Source organism: Streptococcus anginosus subsp. whileyi MAS624 (genome assembly GCF_000478925.1).
GTDB lineage: Bacteria > Bacillota > Bacilli > Lactobacillales > Streptococcaceae > Streptococcus > Streptococcus whileyi.
The window spans coordinates 1,827,889-1,842,076 of the sequence record NZ_AP013072.1 but is presented as its reverse complement, the minus strand read 5'-3'; the positions used below and the strand labels follow the sequence as shown (position 1 = coordinate 1,842,076).

The following is a 14,188-nucleotide window of genomic DNA, read 5'->3' as shown; positions in this document are numbered from 1 at the left end:
CAAGGAGGAAAAATGGAACCAAAGAAAATCGAACGCATCAACGAACTTGCCAAAAAGAAAAAAGCAGTTGGTCTAACGCCAGAAGAAAAAGTAGAGCAAGCTAAATTGCGTGAAGAATACATTGAAGGCTATCGTCGTAGTGTTCGCCACCACATTGAAGGGATTAAAATTGTGGATGAAGAGGGCAATGACATCACGCCAGAAAAACTTCGCCAAGTCCAACGTGAAAAAGGCTTGCACGGTCGAAGCTTGGATGACCCAAATTCGTAATAAAGACAACAAAAATCGCTGAGAAACATTCTCGGCGATTTTTGCTGGGCTATTTTGTAATATCTTCAAAATGGTCAAATGTTTGACTGTCAATAACTGCCATCAACAATTCGTCCTTTTTAAAGGTATAGTCAGGTGATGTATCAATGTTGAGAACACCGTCGGGCATTTCTCGAAAACCAATGATATTGAGGTTGTAGTTTTGACGAAGTTTTAATTGGGCTAAGTTCTTACCGATCCAAGATTGAGGTGGATAAAATTCGATAATAGATACATTTTTATCTAGTTCAATGACGTCAGTCGTAGCTTGATGCAGGATATTTTTTGCAAGTGAAATCCCTGTTTCACGCTCAGGGGAGATGCAGCGGTCTGCTCCGACCTTTAGCAGCACTTCACGGGTTGTTTTACTTTTCACCTTGGCAATTACTTTTTCAACGCCTAATGATTTGCAGTGCATGACGGCAAGGACACTCGATTCTAGATTGTCACCAGTAGCGACCACTACCGTATCACAGGTATCAATTCCTGCAGCTTGCAGCAAATCGTGGTCTGTAATATCGCCGACCACGCCTCGTGCTAAAATGGGTTCAAAATGGTTGATGACATCTTCATGATCGTCAACAGCGATAATATCGCAGTTGTATTTACGGAGCGTGTTAATGATACTGCGACCAAAAACTCCTAGTCCTAGTATGCCAATTGTTCGTTTATCCATGAAATTCCTTCCTATCCGATAATAATATTTGCGTTGGAAAATTTAATCGTATCTTTTTTCTTTGATTTTCGATTGGAGAGACTAACGATTAGGGTCAGTGGTCCAATTCGTCCGATAAACATCAAAAACATAATCACTGTTAAGGCGGCATGATTTAAAGTAGGCGTTAGATTTGCCGTTACGCCTACCGTTCCAAGAGCGGACATGGCTTCAAACATTAAGTAAATAAAACGATATCCGTTATCAGCGACCATAGTTAAAAAAGTCAAGCCAATGATAAAGGTTGTTGTAAAGACAATCAAGACACTAAAGGCTTTTTGAATGGTAGAGGGAGAAAACGTATGGTGTCCAAAATTAGTATGAGGCAAGCCAAGGATTTCCGTTCGGGCAAAGGCTAATACGACCAAAAAAGTAGTGATTTTCAGTCCCCCTGCCGTTCCTCCGGGAGCACCCCCTAGAAACATTTGAATGATGTAAAGGAGAAGTGTCACTGGGCGAGCTTGTGTATAGTCAATTGTTGCAAAGCCAGCCGTCCGCATGGTGACGGTTTGAAAGAAGCTGACTAAAAGTTTCTTTTCAAAGGGAAGTCGACCGATAGTAGCTGTATTTTGATATTCTGTCAGAAATGTCAAGCAGGTTCCACTGATTAAGATGAAAGCTGTTAAAGCAAGGACCAATTTTGTGTGAAAGCGTAATTTCCGCTTGTGTCCTTTTGTCTGGATATTTGTTTTTAAGTCAAACCAAACTGAAAAACCCAAGCCTCCCATGATAATCAAGGCAGCAATGGTCAAATTGACCAAGGCATCTGTTTTATAAGCTAGCAAGCTAGTGCTCCCTAAGTTGTCAAATCCAGCATTACAAAATGCAGAGATAGCAAGGAAAATGGAGGTTAGAAGTCCTTTTCCCCATCCTAAAAGGGGGACAAAGCGAAAACTGAGGATAAATGCTCCAAGAGCTTCAATGCTGAAAGTAATGAGAAAAATGGAGCGAAGAAAGTCGCGAATAGAATTTGTCTCATCTCGACTAAGACTTTCTTGTAAAGTAGTACGATTGGAAAAACTGAGTTTCTGATTGGAGCGGACATAAATCAGCCCAATAAAGCTAATCAGCCCCAATCCGCCAATCTGAATGAGGAGCATACAGATAATCTGTCCCCAAACATTGTAAGTACCTGCAACAGACTGCGTAAAAAGCCCCGTCACACAAACCATTGAAACTGATGTAAAGAGGTGGTCAAAATAATTAGCTTTAGAAGTCGCTGTCTGCATAAAAGGCAGATTTAAAAGAAGAGAGCCCACCACAATTACAAGGGCAAAGCTCAATAAAATGCGCCTAGCAGGAGATAATCTTGATAAAAAACGTGACATTCGTATCTTCCTTCATAGAATAATGACTTTATTTTACCACAAAGCAGCTTAAAAGACGAGAAAGAAGGCACAAGAAGTCTAGTCCTTCTTTAAAAGTTTTCGACCGAAAAATATGCAACCAGCAATCACTGCCACATCTATCCAGAACAAGATCGGATCTGTCAAGGTGAAGAAAAAGTAGAAGGAAATGATAAGGAGAATTGCTAGAAGAGGTAAGATAATTTTTTTGTATTGTTGAAGATTCATTTGAATTTAGTCTTTCTATTTTTTACTTGTTCCCAAAAAGTGTGTTTAGGTCTGTCTTCAAAGCTAGCGCTAAACTAATGCAAAGTTCTAGTGTTGGGTTATATTTGTTGTTTTCAATCATGTTAATTGTTTGCCGCGAAACGCCGATTTGTTTGGCAAGGTCTAGTTGCGAGAGTCCTAGATTTTTTCGGAAATCTTTCACGTGATTCATGCATTTCTCCTTATCATAGTGTCAAATATAAGTGACTTTTGTCCTTTTATTATAAATATACTTGTGAAATATATCAAATATAATTGACAAAAAACTTTACATGATTCTAAAATTCTTTTTTTAAATCTTTGTGGTATAATAGTAAAGATATGACAAATGAATTTCATCATGTAACAGTTCTTCTGCACGAAACCATTGATCAACTTGATATAAAACCAAATGGAGTCTATGTTGATGCAACATTAGGTGGAGCAGGACATAGTGAATATTTATTGAGTAAATTAGGGAAAAACGGTCATCTATATGCTTTTGATCAAGATCAGACTGCTATTGAGCATGCTCAAAAACGCTTAGCGTCGTATGTTGAACAAGGAATGGTGACTTTTATCAATGACAATTTTCGTCATTTAAAAGCTCGCTTGAATGAACTAGGTGTTGAAGAAATTGATGGCATTTGTTATGATTTAGGGGTTTCTAGTCCGCAATTGGATGAGCGCAAGCGTGGGTTTTCCTATAAACAGGATGCTCCGCTTGACATGCGGATGAATCAGGATGCAAAGTTGACGGCTTATGCAGTAGTCAATCAATACAGCTATCACGATTTGGTGCGGATTTTCTTCAAGTATGGAGAAGATAAATTTTCAAAGCAAATTGCTCGGAAAATTGAGCAAATGCGTGAAAAGAAACCGATTGAGACCACTACGGAGTTAGCAGAGATTATCAAATCTGCTAAGCCTGCCAAGGAATTGAAAAAAAAAGGGCACCCTGCTAAACAGATTTTTCAAGCCATTCGCATCGAAGTTAATGATGAGTTGGGAGCGGCAGATGAATCCATTCAACAAGCGATGGACTTGTTGACGGTTGATGGGCGTATTTCGGTGATTACGTTTCATTCGTTGGAGGATCGCTTGACCAAGCAGCTTTTTAAAGTAGCCTCAACAGTAGAAGTACCGAAAGGGTTGCCGTTTATTCCAGAGGAATTACAGCCTAAAATGAAGTTGGTCACTCGGAAGCCCATTTTACCAAGTCAAGAAGAATTAGATCAAAATAATCGAGCCCATTCAGCTAAGCTGCGTGTGGCGCAAAAAGTACATAAGTGAGGATTAAGATGGCAAATAATAGACCAAGAACGACTAGTCAGATACTTCAGGCGCGTATTCAAAGATTTTCTCGTGTTGAAAAGGCATTTTATGGCGCTATAGTCTTGACGGCAGTTATCTTAGCGACAAGTGTCGTATTTATGCAGACAAAATTATTGCAAGTGCAGCGTGATTTAACAACTGTCAATTCAAAAATTGAAGCGAAGCAAACAGAGTTAGATGATGCCAAGCAAGAGGTTAATGAATTGATCCGTAGTGAACATTTGTCAAAATTAGCAAGTTCACAGGAAATGACTCAGAATAATGAAAATATCAGAACGGCGGAGTAGAGCATGAATGGACTCAGAAGACGAATTTTAAACCATGCTTTGAAAAATCGTAGGAATCCTGGTTACAACCGTAGACGAGTAGGGAAAAATCTAAGCGTTTTGACGGTTTTTGTCTTTTTTGTTTTCCTAATCAATTTTGCAATTATCATTGGAACGGGAAAGAAGTTTGGTGTGAATTTAGCGGAACAGGCAAGTCAAGTGCATCAAATCACAAAGATCGTCCCAGCTAAACGTGGAACTATTTATGACCGTAATGGTTTGCCAATAGCTGAAGACGCGACTTCCTATAATGTTTATGCTGTTGTTGATAAAAGTTATAAGTCAGCAACAGGAGAAATTCTCTATGTAGAAGAATCTCAATACGATAAGGTAGCTGATGTATTTAACAAGTATCTTGGTATGGACAAGGACTACGTCAAAAAACAACTATCTCGAAAAAAATTACAACAAGTTTCGTTTGGTGCTCAAGGGAATGGTATCAGTTATAGCAATATGAATACTATTCGTGAGGAATTGAAAAAAGCGAAAGTAAAGGGAGTTGATTTCACAACTAGTCCAAATAGAAGCTATAAAAATGGGAATTTTGCTTCTGTTTTTGTTGGATTGGCTCAGTTACAAGAAAATAAAGATGGTAGTAAAACACTTGTTGGAACAACAGGTTTAGAAGCTGCTTTAAACAAGACGTTAGCCGGAACAAATGGGGTTATCACCTATGAAAAAGATAAAAACGGAAATATAGTACCGGGATCAGACAAGGTTTCAAGGCAAACACAAGATGGAAAAGATGTTTATACAACCTTATCCTCAGACCTACAGTCTTTCCTTGAAACGCGGATGAATGCTTTTGTGGAAAAAGCCAAAGGAACTTATGCCAGTGCCACATTAGTCAGTGCAAAAACTGGAGAAATCCTTGCAACGACGCAGCGTCCAAGTTTTGATGCTGATACAAAGCAAGATCTGACAAAAGACTTTGCTTGGTCTAGTGCTCTCTATCAAAATCAGTATGAACCTGGCTCAACGATGAAGGTCATGACACTAGCTGCAGCTATAGACAATAACACTTTCCCAGAAAATGAAACGTATAATAATAGTGGCTTACAAATTGCGGATGTAACAATTCGAGACTGGAATGTCAACATGGGACTTTCTGAAGGACAGACATTAACCTATGCTCAAGGTTTTGCTCTTTCTAGTAATGTGGGAATGGCTTCTCTTGAGAAAAAAATGGGTGACGAAAAATGGCTAGACTATCTTAGCAAGTTTAAATTTGGACTACCCACACGCTTTGGAATGAATTATGAAGATTACGGCGGTCTTCCGGCAGATAATATCGTTACTTATGCAATGAGTGCTTTTGGTCAAGGGATTTCAGTTACTCAGATACAAATGTTACGTGCTTTTTCTTCTATCGCCAATGATGGTGTAATGGTTGAACCAAAATTCATCAGTGCCATTTATGATTCAAAAAGTGGAAGTGCGCGTAAGGCTTCTACAGAAATTGTCGGGCACCCTGTTTCCAAAGATGCTGCTAAGTCAACGAGAGACCATATGGTGACTGTCGGTACAGATCCTATTTACGGAACCTTATATAGCAAGGCAGAAGGTCCGATTATCAAAGTGCCTAATCAAAATGTGGCAGTTAAATCCGGTACAGCACAAATTGCCGGAGAAAATGGCAGTGGTTATCTGACAGGGGCAAATGATTACATCTATTCTGTTGTGGCAATGACACCAGCAGAAAATCCTGATTTTATCATGTATGTAACTCTGAAACAGCCCTCAGAATCTTTCCAACCAATCTTCTGGAAAGAAGTTGTTAATCCGGTGCTAGAAGAAGCTGTGGCAATGAAAGATACGTTGAACTTGACGACGCAAACCCCTGTTTTAAAGTCAGTTTCAAAAGAATTAACTTATAAAATGCCATCTACTAAAAATACCAGCTCTGGTGATTTAGCGGATGAGTTACGACGTAATCTTGTACAACCTATTATCCTAGGTACTGGTAAAAATATTAAAAAAGTTTCTGTAAAAACAGGTGAAGCACTGAAATCCAATCAGCAAATCCTTGTCTTAACAGATGACTTTACTGAAATGCCGGATATGTACGGTTGGACCAAGAAAAATACTGAAACATTTGGTGAATGGTTGGGCATAAAAGTGCATGTTAAGGGCAAAGGCTCTAAAGTCGTTGCCCAAAGTGTTAAAACCAACGCATCACTCAAGAAAATAAAAGAAATAACAATTACATTAGGAGATTAGCATGTTACAAGCTATCGTTGCAGGTGTTGTGACCTTTATTCTAACTCTGGTTGGAATACCTACTTTTATTCGTTTTTATCATAAAGCTCATATTTCTGGGCAACAAATGCACGAGGATGTGAAGCAGCACCAAGCAAAAGCGGGAACTCCAACCATGGGTGGGACTGTTTTCTTGGTAGCTTCCGTTTTGTCCAGTTTTGTGATTGCACTTATATCAAGAGAACTCTCAAGCGCTGCTTTGATGATATTGTTTATTCTTGTTTTGTACGGTATTGTTGGTTTCTTGGATGACTTTTTAAAGATTTTTCGCAAAATAAATGAAGGCTTAAATCCCAAGCAAAAATTAGCTCTTCAAATTATTGGTGGTATTGTTTTTTACTTCTTCTTTGACACCCACGGTGGAGGCGATTTGCTTAATGTTTTTGGTTTCCCACTTCATTTAGGTTATCTTTATATCGCTTTTGCCCTCTTTTGGTTGGTTGGTTTTTCCAATGCAGTCAATTTGACAGATGGCATTGATGGATTAGCCAGCATTTCTGTTACAATCAGTTTGACAGCTTATGCAGTTATTGCGGTGGTTCAGCATCGTTTTGATATTTTAATTGTCATTTTGAGTATGATTGGCGGTCTGCTTGCCTTCTTCATTTTCAATCATAAACCAGCTAAAATTTTTATGGGTGATGTAGGGAGCTTAGCACTTGGTGGTATGTTAGCAGCCATTTCGATGGCGCTTCATCAAGAATGGACGCTGCTCATCATTGGAATTGTCTATGTCTTTGAAACAACTTCGGTTATGATGCAGGTTTCTTATTTCAAATTGACCGGCGGCAAACGTATTTTTCGGATGACACCAGTTCATCACCATTTTGAACTGGGAGGTCTATCAGGGCATGGTAAAGCTTGGAGTGAATGGAAGGTCGATTTCTTTTTCTGGGGAATTGGTCTTGTAGCTAGCTTACTAACACTTGCAATTTTATATTTATAAGAGAAACGAGGTGGGGACAATATTATTTCTGCCTCGCTTTTTTGTGACGAAAACTTTGTCCCTACCTCACTAGTCTTCTAGATTGCTGAATAGCCACCCCTCTGAGAGATGAGGTTAGAAACTAAAAAATGCAAATTTTATCTCTGGATGTCTCTTTTTTTGTTTTTAAATAGCAGAAAATCCGAAAAATATATTAAAAAATCATGATTTTTCTTGTACTTATACGAAAAAAGTGTATAATAGGTTCAATATTTAGTTGAAGGAGGGGAGTAGCTGCTATCTTCATAAAGTAGAATGGCTTATTTTTTAACTTTAAAAGAATGTTTATTCAATTTGAGTCAAAAGATAAAATTTATTATTTTTGTTTCTTTATGTATTTTGCGGCTTATTTTAATCATATTATGCAGCAAATTACTAGTATTTTGAATAAATAATATTTCCTGTCAAAAACAGCTCTTTACTTTTTGAAACTATTTCGGTATAATATTCAATGTAACAAGATGTGACATTAGAGGAGGTTTATCTATGAAATCATCAAAATGGATTATTGCAACAGGAGTTGTGCTAAGCGCTGGAATCCTATTATCAGGTTGTGGCAAGTCAGCTTCTAGCACATCAACTTATTCATACGTGTATACACAAGATCCAGACACGCTAAATTATCTGATGGCGAACCGTGCGACAACTTCAGATGTTGTGACTAACTTAGTTGATGGATTATTGGAAAATGACCAGTACGGAAATTTAGTTCCGGCGCTTGCTAAGTCATGGACAGTCTCCAAAGATGGCTTGACATATACGTATAAATTACGTAAAGATGCTAAATGGTACACATCAGAAGGTGAAGAGTACGCAAGTGTAAAAGCGCAAGACTTTGTAACTGGCTTGAAATACGCCGCAGATAATAAATCAGAAGCCCTTTACCTCGTTCAAGATTCTGTCAAAGGTTTAGATGCTTACATCAAGGGTGAAACGAAAGATTTTTCAACGGTTGGAGTAAAAGCTCTAGATGACTATACAGTACAGTATACACTCAGCCGTGCAGAGACTTATTGGAATTCAAAAACGACCAATAATATCCTCTTCCCAGTTAATGCAGATTTCTTGAAATCACAAGGAAAAAATTTTGGTTCTGTAAAACCAACCAGCATTCTATACAATGGTCCTTATCTATTGAAGTCTCTGACAGCCAAGTCTTCTATGGAATTTGCTAAAAATCCTCATTACTATGATAAAAAGAATGTTCATTTGGATAACATTAAATTGACATATTATGACGGCTCTGACCAAGAAGCCCTTATCCGTAACTTCACAGATGGTGCCTATAGTGCAGCTCGTCTTTATCCAAATAGCTCTAGTTTTGCTTCTGTTAAGAAACAATATGCTAACAATATCATCTATAGTTTGCAAGATGCGACCAGCTACTATTATAACTTTAATTTAAATCGTCAGTCCTATAACCATACATCGAAGAAAACAGATGCTCAAAAGGCTGCGACCCAAGAAGCGGTGCTAAATAAAGCTTTCCGTCAAGCTATCAACTTTGCCTATAATCGTACTTCTTATGGTGCACAAAGTAATGGGAAAGAAAAGGTATTGCGGAACACACTCGTGCCACCAACATTTGTTTCTATCGGTGATAAAACGTTTGGTGATGTTGTGTCTTCTAAGCTGGTAAACTATGGCTCAGAATGGTCAAACATGAATTTGGCCGATGCACAAGATGCTTATTACAATCCAGAAAAAGCTAAAGCAAAGTTTGCTCAAGCTAAAGCAGAACTGCAAGCAAAGGGTGTTCAGTTTCCTATCCACTTAGATGTACCAGCTGATCAGACAAGTAAAATTGGTGTTCAATGGGAAAGTTCCATGAAACAATCTGTTGAGTCTGTCTTAGGCACAGAAAATGTTATCATTGATATTCAACAAATGAGTTCAGATGAATTAAACAATATCAGTTATTTTGCTAATACAGCTGCTCAAAAGGACTATGATTTGTATAATGGTGGTTGGTCTGGTGACTATCAAGACCCATCTACTTATCTAGATACTTTGAATATAAAAAATGGTGGTAGTTTGCAAAACTTTGGTCTGGAACCAGGTCAAGAAAATGATAAGATCAAGGCAGTTGGACTGGACACATATACAGAGATGCTAGCAGAAGCAAATGCTGAAACCAACGAAGCTACACGCTATGAAAAATATGCCGAGGCGCAAGCATGGTTAATTGATAGTGGCTTGACAATGCCAAACCTCTCTCTTGGAGGAACACCATCTGTGACGAAAACAGTTCCATTTAGCCGTTCTTATTCATTAGTTGGAATCAAAGGTGCTTCAAGCAGTTATTTCAAATATGTCAAACTGCAAGACAAAATTGTAACAACAAAAGAATATGAAAGTGCTAAAAAGAAATGGCTAAAAGAAAAAGAAACCTCTAATAAAAAAGCGCAAGATGACTACGAAAATCATGTGAAATAAAACAAATGTAAGAAACTTCTATGAACGATAAGCTTCGTAGGAGTTTCTTTTTGTTGTTCCTATCTAAAGAACCTATATCGAAGAAGTCTCAAATAAGAGTTGGCTTTAGGGAGTGATTTTAAGTGCTGACAGATACATTTTTTCAAAAAAATTTCTTGACAAGGAGTTTCTATCCTGTTATACTAATAAGGTACCCAATCGCGGGGATGGCGGAATTGGCAGACGCGCAGGACTAAGGATCCTGTGACCGCTTTAGGTCGTGAGGGTTCAAGTCCCTCTCTCCGCATCAGACAAGCTGGCTTCAGCCAGTTTTTTTGTTTCATTATTTTTGAAATGTGAGGAAAGAAAAACAGTTTTATAAGAGAAAGCGCTTAAAAGATTAGGAAATGCTGGTATTTTTTCCTAAAAAGTGATAAAATAAGCAATGTAAATGGGAAAACCCATAAAAATAAATAGGAGGCCTAATACTAATGGCAATCGTTTCAGCAGAAAAATTTGTCCAAGCAGCTCGTGACAATGGTTATGCAGTTGGTGGATTTAATACAAACAACCTTGAGTGGACTCAAGCTATCTTGCGTGCAGCAGAAGCTAAAAAAGCTCCAGTTCTTATCCAAACTTCTATGGGTGCTGCTAAATATATGGGTGGTTACAAAGTATGTAAACTTCTCATCGAAAACCTTGTAGAATCAATGGGAATTACTGTACCAGTTGCTATTCACCTTGACCATGGTCATTATGAAGATGCGCTTGAATGTATCAAAGTTGGTTACACTTCAGTTATGTTTGATGGTTCTCATCTTCCAGTTGAAGAAAACCTTGAAAAAGCTCGCAAAGTTGTTGAATTTGCGCATGCAAATGGCGTGTCAGTAGAAGCTGAAGTTGGTACAATCGGTGGTGAAGAAGATGGTATCATCGGTGACGGTGAATTAGCTCCAATCGAAGATGCAAAAGCAATGGTTGAAACTGGAATTGACTTCCTTGCAGCAGGTATTGGTAACATTCATGGACCATACCCAGCTAACTGGAAAGGTCTTCACCTTGACCACTTGCAAAAATTGACAGAAGCTGTCCCTGGATTCCCAATCGTACTTCACGGTGGTTCAGGTATTCCTGATGACCAAATCCAAGCAGCTATCAAATTGGGTGTTGCTAAAGTAAATGTAAACACTGAATGTCAAATTGCTTTTGCAAAAGCTACTCGTAAATTCGTTGCTGAATACGAAGCAAACGAAGCAGAATACGATAAGAAGAAACTTTTTGACCCACGTAAATTCTTGAAGCCAGGTTTCGAAGCCATTACAGAAGCTGTTGAAGAACGTATTGACGTATTTGGTTCAGAAGGTAAAGCTTAATTACGTTTACCAAATAAACAAGAAAATCTCGCCTTGTGCGGGATTTTTGTTGAATAAATAAAAGATAAAAATTTGTTGGCAGGAATGGGAGAGAGGAATGGCTCAGATTAAAGAAATCAAGAAAGAGGATCAGAAGTTAGCGATTGCAGCTGAGATTTTGGCTGATTTACCAGAGTGGTTTGGTATTCCAGATAGTACTCAAGCCTATATTGAGGCGGCTGGGAAACTTCGTGTCTGGGGAGCTTATGAGGGGGATGATCCGCTTGGTTTTATTAGTTTGTCCTATTCCAGTGAAGACTGTGCAGAGATTGACTGCCTAGCTATCAAGAAAGACTATCATAGACAAGGGATTGGATCAAAGCTAGTGAATGTCTTGGAAATGGCAGCAGGACAACAAGTTGACTATTTACAAGTCAAAACAGTAGAACTGGGTCATTATCCAACCTACGATAGAACTAATGCTTTCTATCAGGCTCAAGGTTTTAAAAAATTAGAAATCTTCCCTCAGCTATGGGATTCACACAATCCCTGCATGGTTTTAATCAAGAAAATTTCCTAAAAACTTCTTGACAAAAAAATTTGACGTGTTAGAATAAGAATGTGTTGAATGCCGATTTAGCTCAGTTGGTAGAGCAACGCACTCGTAACGCGTAGGTCGTAGGTTCAAGCCCTATAATCGGCATCATTGAAGGTCTTCATTGAATTGAAGGCTTTTTTTGTTATTTATAAAGTGTTGTTGTGTAAAAAGGTGCTAGAATCTGGTCAGCTTATGAAAAAGCAAGTAAGTTATTCAGGTTTTACAACCACTTACCTCTCCAAATGAACCACTTACTGAAAACCGCTTGAATTTCACGAACCAATTGTTATAATAAAATAAAGAAAAACGAGGGGAGCGTTTATGAAAATTCGAGTTGAGCTAGATTCTAATCTGGAAGAAGCAGAAATTGTCATTAAGGCACCTCGCTTTGATGAACAGATAGAGCGCATTCAGCGTTCTCTGGAAGAAGTTGCTAAGCCGTCTATTCTTTTTTACAAAGATACGAGCGAATACTATGTTGATTTAGCAGATATTCTCTTTTTTGAGACAGAGGGAAATAAGATTTTTGCACATGCTCGAAATAATGCTTATGAAGTAAAGCTGAAATTGTATGAGCTGGAAGAATGCTTGCCACGTTATTTCTGTCGTATTTCTAAGTCAACAATTACGAATATTAAAGCAATTTATTCGTTGGAAAAGTCTTTTTCAGGGACCAGCAGCATTCGCTTTTATGATACTCATAAACAAGTGCACGTGTCTCGGCATTATTTTCAATTTTTAAAAGAAAAATTAAGTGAAATGAGGTAAATATTATGAGAAAAACATTGTTTGGAGTGGGGCTTTTGGTATTGGCAGGCTGGGTGCTATTACAAGGAAATTTTGGTATTCCAGTTATGGATTTTAATTTTTGGCCGATGCTCGTTGTACTGGGCTTTGCTTACTTTGCGGTTGAAAATTTTTGGAGAGGAAATTTATCTGGTGGGGTTATTTTAGCCATTATTTCCTTAATCGTTGCAAATAGTAGCTATCACTTTTTGCCAATCTCATCTGGAACGATTTTCTTAGCAGGGATTCTGGCTTCTATTGGTATTGGCTTAATTTTCAAACCAAAACGGATTTGGGGTGTTTATCGTGGTTCAAATGCTCATCGCATTATAAATGGAGACATCAATTTTGGAAGTGGTACGCGCTACATCAATTCAGAAGATTTTACTTATGAAACGCTAGATTGTACCTTTGGTAATGCCACAGTTTATTTTGATAATGCCACGATAAAAGGCGATTCCGCTATCTTTGATGTTGATGTATCTTTTGGGAATGCAACGTTATATGTGCCTAGTAATTGGCGTGTGGAGTTGGATGTAGACAATGCTTTCGGCACAGTTACCAATCCCCGTAACATCAATGAGAAAGACAAGATCCTCTATGTAAAGGGAGATGTATCTTTCGGTCGTTTGGGAATTATCTATATTTAAGACTGACGGATTAGACTGCCTTGGCTAAATTTTGAAATATAGGGAAAATAGTCTTGCAAAATCATAGAAATTGTGATAAAATTTTACGGTATGTGGTATAAAACCCGTGAAACTAATCAGGAGGACAAGTATCAATGGCAAAAGTATGTTACTTTACAGGTCGTAAAACTGTATCAGGAAATAACCGCTCTCACGCAATGAACCAAACAAAACGTACTGTGAAACCAAATCTTCAAAAGGTGACAATCTTAGTTGATGGTAAACCTAAGAAAGTTTGGGCTTCAGCACGTGCCCTTAAATCAGGCAAAGTTGAACGCGTTTAATTTATGAAGAATCGGACCTCTGGGGTCCTTTTTCTTTTTGCACAAGAAAATAGATTTTTTACGACAAGGAAAATCCCCAACATTGACTGAATCCTTTCTAATTATGTACTCTCTCTTTTACAGTCCGCGTAAAATATGGTAAAATAAACTATAAAATACTTTTGAGGTAGAAACTATGACTGTAAAAATCAATACAAAAGATGGTCAAATCGAACTGACAGATGATGTCATTGCGACAATTGTTGGTGGGGCAGCAACTGAAATTTTTGGTGTTGTCGGAATGGCCAGTAAAAATGCCATTAAAGATAATTTCCAAGCTTTGTTGGGCAAAGAAAATTATGCAAAAGGTGTTGTAGTAAAAACAACGGAAGAAGGAAGCATTGCTGTTGATGTGTATACAGTTTTGAGCTATGGTACTAAGATAAGTGAAGTGTCTAAAAATATTCAAGAGCGTGTGAAATTCAGTCTTGAGAATCAGCTTGGAATTACTGCTGAAACAGTAAATGTCTATATCCAAAATATTAAAGTTGTAGGAGAATAATC

Annotated in this window: 15 protein-coding genes and 2 tRNA genes; 14 read left to right on the top strand and 3 right to left on the bottom strand. The window is 38.0% G+C overall.

Annotated features, from left to right (window positions below):
• The first annotated feature begins 12 nt into the window (after positions 1-12).
• Positions 13-270 (top strand): DUF896 family protein, encoded by a 258-nt coding sequence (locus ANG_RS09230; protein ID WP_003033706.1) that lies wholly within the window; start codon positions 13-15, stop codon positions 268-270.
• 49 nt (positions 271-319) lie between these two features.
• Here the strand turns inward: ANG_RS09230 and ANG_RS09225 are convergent, their stop codons facing one another.
• From ANG_RS09225 to ANG_RS09215, 3 genes are all read right to left on the bottom strand, one after another.
• Positions 320-985, bottom strand: coding sequence for a potassium channel family protein (locus ANG_RS09225; protein ID WP_003025935.1), 666 nt, complete (start codon positions 983-985; stop codon positions 320-322).
• Between the two features lie 11 nt (positions 986-996).
• The gene (locus ANG_RS09220; protein ID WP_003033758.1) at positions 997-2,352 is read right to left on the bottom strand and encodes a TrkH family potassium uptake protein; all 1,356 of its coding nucleotides are present in this window, start codon (positions 2,350-2,352) and stop codon (positions 997-999) included.
• Positions 2,353-2,620: 268 nt separating this feature from the next.
• Positions 2,621-2,809, bottom strand: coding sequence for a helix-turn-helix transcriptional regulator (locus ANG_RS09215; RefSeq protein WP_003033728.1), 189 nt, complete (start codon positions 2,807-2,809; stop codon positions 2,621-2,623).
• Between the two features lie 149 nt (positions 2,810-2,958).
• On the opposite strand from ANG_RS09215, the gene rsmH reads away from it, so the two are divergent.
• The 13 genes from rsmH to ANG_RS09150 all read left to right on the top strand — a co-directional run bounded on the left by rsmH (position 2,959) and on the right by ANG_RS09150 (position 14,186).
• Positions 2,959-3,909, top strand: a complete 951-nt coding sequence (rsmH, locus tag ANG_RS09210; protein ID WP_003033801.1) for a 16S rRNA (cytosine(1402)-N(4))-methyltransferase RsmH — start codon at positions 2,959-2,961, stop codon at positions 3,907-3,909.
• Positions 3,910-3,917: 8 nt separating this feature from the next.
• Positions 3,918-4,238 carry a cell division protein FtsL gene (gene ftsL, locus ANG_RS09205; protein WP_003033780.1) on the top strand — a complete coding sequence of 107 codons (321 nt, stop codon included), beginning with the start codon at positions 3,918-3,920 and terminating at the stop codon, positions 4,236-4,238.
• A 3-nt stretch (positions 4,239-4,241) separates the two neighbouring features.
• Positions 4,242-6,497, top strand: coding sequence for a penicillin-binding protein PBP2X (gene pbp2x / locus ANG_RS09200; RefSeq protein ID WP_025271955.1), 2,256 nt, complete (start codon positions 4,242-4,244; stop codon positions 6,495-6,497).
• 1 nt (position 6,498) lies between these two features.
• Positions 6,499-7,482 (top strand): phospho-N-acetylmuramoyl-pentapeptide-transferase, encoded by a 984-nt coding sequence (gene mraY, locus ANG_RS09195; protein ID WP_025271954.1) that lies wholly within the window; start codon positions 6,499-6,501, stop codon positions 7,480-7,482.
• A gap of 525 nt (positions 7,483-8,007) precedes the next feature.
• A complete protein-coding gene (locus ANG_RS09190; RefSeq protein ID WP_020999470.1) occupies positions 8,008-9,957 on the top strand; it encodes a peptide ABC transporter substrate-binding protein in 1,950 nt (649 codons plus the stop codon).
• A gap of 200 nt (positions 9,958-10,157) precedes the next feature.
• Positions 10,158-10,243: transfer RNA gene (locus ANG_RS09185), tRNA-Leu, on the top strand.
• A 184-nt stretch (positions 10,244-10,427) separates the two neighbouring features.
• Entirely contained in the window at positions 10,428-11,309 is an 882-nt protein-coding gene (locus ANG_RS09180) for a class II fructose-bisphosphate aldolase (RefSeq protein ID WP_003025917.1), read from the top strand.
• A gap of 97 nt (positions 11,310-11,406) precedes the next feature.
• Positions 11,407-11,868 carry a GNAT family N-acetyltransferase gene (locus ANG_RS09175; protein ID WP_003033754.1) on the top strand — a complete coding sequence of 154 codons (462 nt, stop codon included), beginning with the start codon at positions 11,407-11,409 and terminating at the stop codon, positions 11,866-11,868.
• 50 nt (positions 11,869-11,918) lie between these two features.
• Positions 11,919-11,991, top strand: a tRNA-Thr gene (locus ANG_RS09170).
• 216 nt (positions 11,992-12,207) lie between these two features.
• Positions 12,208-12,654, top strand: a complete 447-nt coding sequence (locus ANG_RS09165; RefSeq protein WP_003031093.1) for a LytTR family DNA-binding domain-containing protein — start codon at positions 12,208-12,210, stop codon at positions 12,652-12,654.
• A 5-nt stretch (positions 12,655-12,659) separates the two neighbouring features.
• The gene (locus ANG_RS09160) at positions 12,660-13,322 is read left to right on the top strand and encodes a LiaF transmembrane domain-containing protein (RefSeq protein ID WP_020999471.1); all 663 of its coding nucleotides are present in this window, start codon (positions 12,660-12,662) and stop codon (positions 13,320-13,322) included.
• Positions 13,323-13,456: 134 nt separating this feature from the next.
• On the top strand, positions 13,457-13,645 hold the full coding sequence (rpmB, locus tag ANG_RS09155; protein WP_003025909.1) for a 50S ribosomal protein L28: 189 nt from the start codon (positions 13,457-13,459) through the stop codon (positions 13,643-13,645).
• Positions 13,646-13,820: 175 nt separating this feature from the next.
• Entirely contained in the window at positions 13,821-14,186 is a 366-nt protein-coding gene (locus ANG_RS09150; protein ID WP_003025907.1) for an Asp23/Gls24 family envelope stress response protein, read from the top strand.
• Positions 14,187-14,188 lie beyond the last annotated feature (2 nt).

Bases quoted from the DNA above. Each gene is read 5' to 3' on its own strand.
- ANG_RS09220 (WP_003033758.1), bottom strand. From the start codon at position 2,352: ATGTCACGTTTTTTATCAAGATTATCTCCTGCTAGGCGCATTTTATTG.
- mraY (WP_025271954.1), top strand. From the start codon at position 6,499: ATGTTACAAGCTATCGTTGCAGGTGTTGTGACCTTTATTCTAACTCTG.
- ANG_RS09165 (WP_003031093.1), top strand. From the start codon at position 12,208: ATGAAAATTCGAGTTGAGCTAGATTCTAATCTGGAAGAAGCAGAAATT.
- ANG_RS09190 (WP_020999470.1), top strand. From the start codon at position 8,008: ATGAAATCATCAAAATGGATTATTGCAACAGGAGTTGTGCTAAGCGCT.
- ftsL (WP_003033780.1), top strand. From the start codon at position 3,918: ATGGCAAATAATAGACCAAGAACGACTAGTCAGATACTTCAGGCGCGT.
- ANG_RS09150 (WP_003025907.1), top strand. From the start codon at position 13,821: ATGACTGTAAAAATCAATACAAAAGATGGTCAAATCGAACTGACAGAT.
- ANG_RS09180 (WP_003025917.1), top strand. From the start codon at position 10,428: ATGGCAATCGTTTCAGCAGAAAAATTTGTCCAAGCAGCTCGTGACAAT.
- rpmB (WP_003025909.1), top strand. From the start codon at position 13,457: ATGGCAAAAGTATGTTACTTTACAGGTCGTAAAACTGTATCAGGAAAT.
- ANG_RS09230 (WP_003033706.1), top strand. From the start codon at position 13: ATGGAACCAAAGAAAATCGAACGCATCAACGAACTTGCCAAAAAGAAA.
- pbp2x (WP_025271955.1), top strand. From the start codon at position 4,242: ATGAATGGACTCAGAAGACGAATTTTAAACCATGCTTTGAAAAATCGT.
- ANG_RS09215 (WP_003033728.1), bottom strand. From the start codon at position 2,809: ATGAATCACGTGAAAGATTTCCGAAAAAATCTAGGACTCTCGCAACTA.
- ANG_RS09175 (WP_003033754.1), top strand. From the start codon at position 11,407: ATGGCTCAGATTAAAGAAATCAAGAAAGAGGATCAGAAGTTAGCGATT.
- ANG_RS09160 (WP_020999471.1), top strand. From the start codon at position 12,660: ATGAGAAAAACATTGTTTGGAGTGGGGCTTTTGGTATTGGCAGGCTGG.
- rsmH (WP_003033801.1), top strand. From the start codon at position 2,959: ATGACAAATGAATTTCATCATGTAACAGTTCTTCTGCACGAAACCATT.
- ANG_RS09225 (WP_003025935.1), bottom strand. From the start codon at position 985: ATGGATAAACGAACAATTGGCATACTAGGACTAGGAGTTTTTGGTCGC.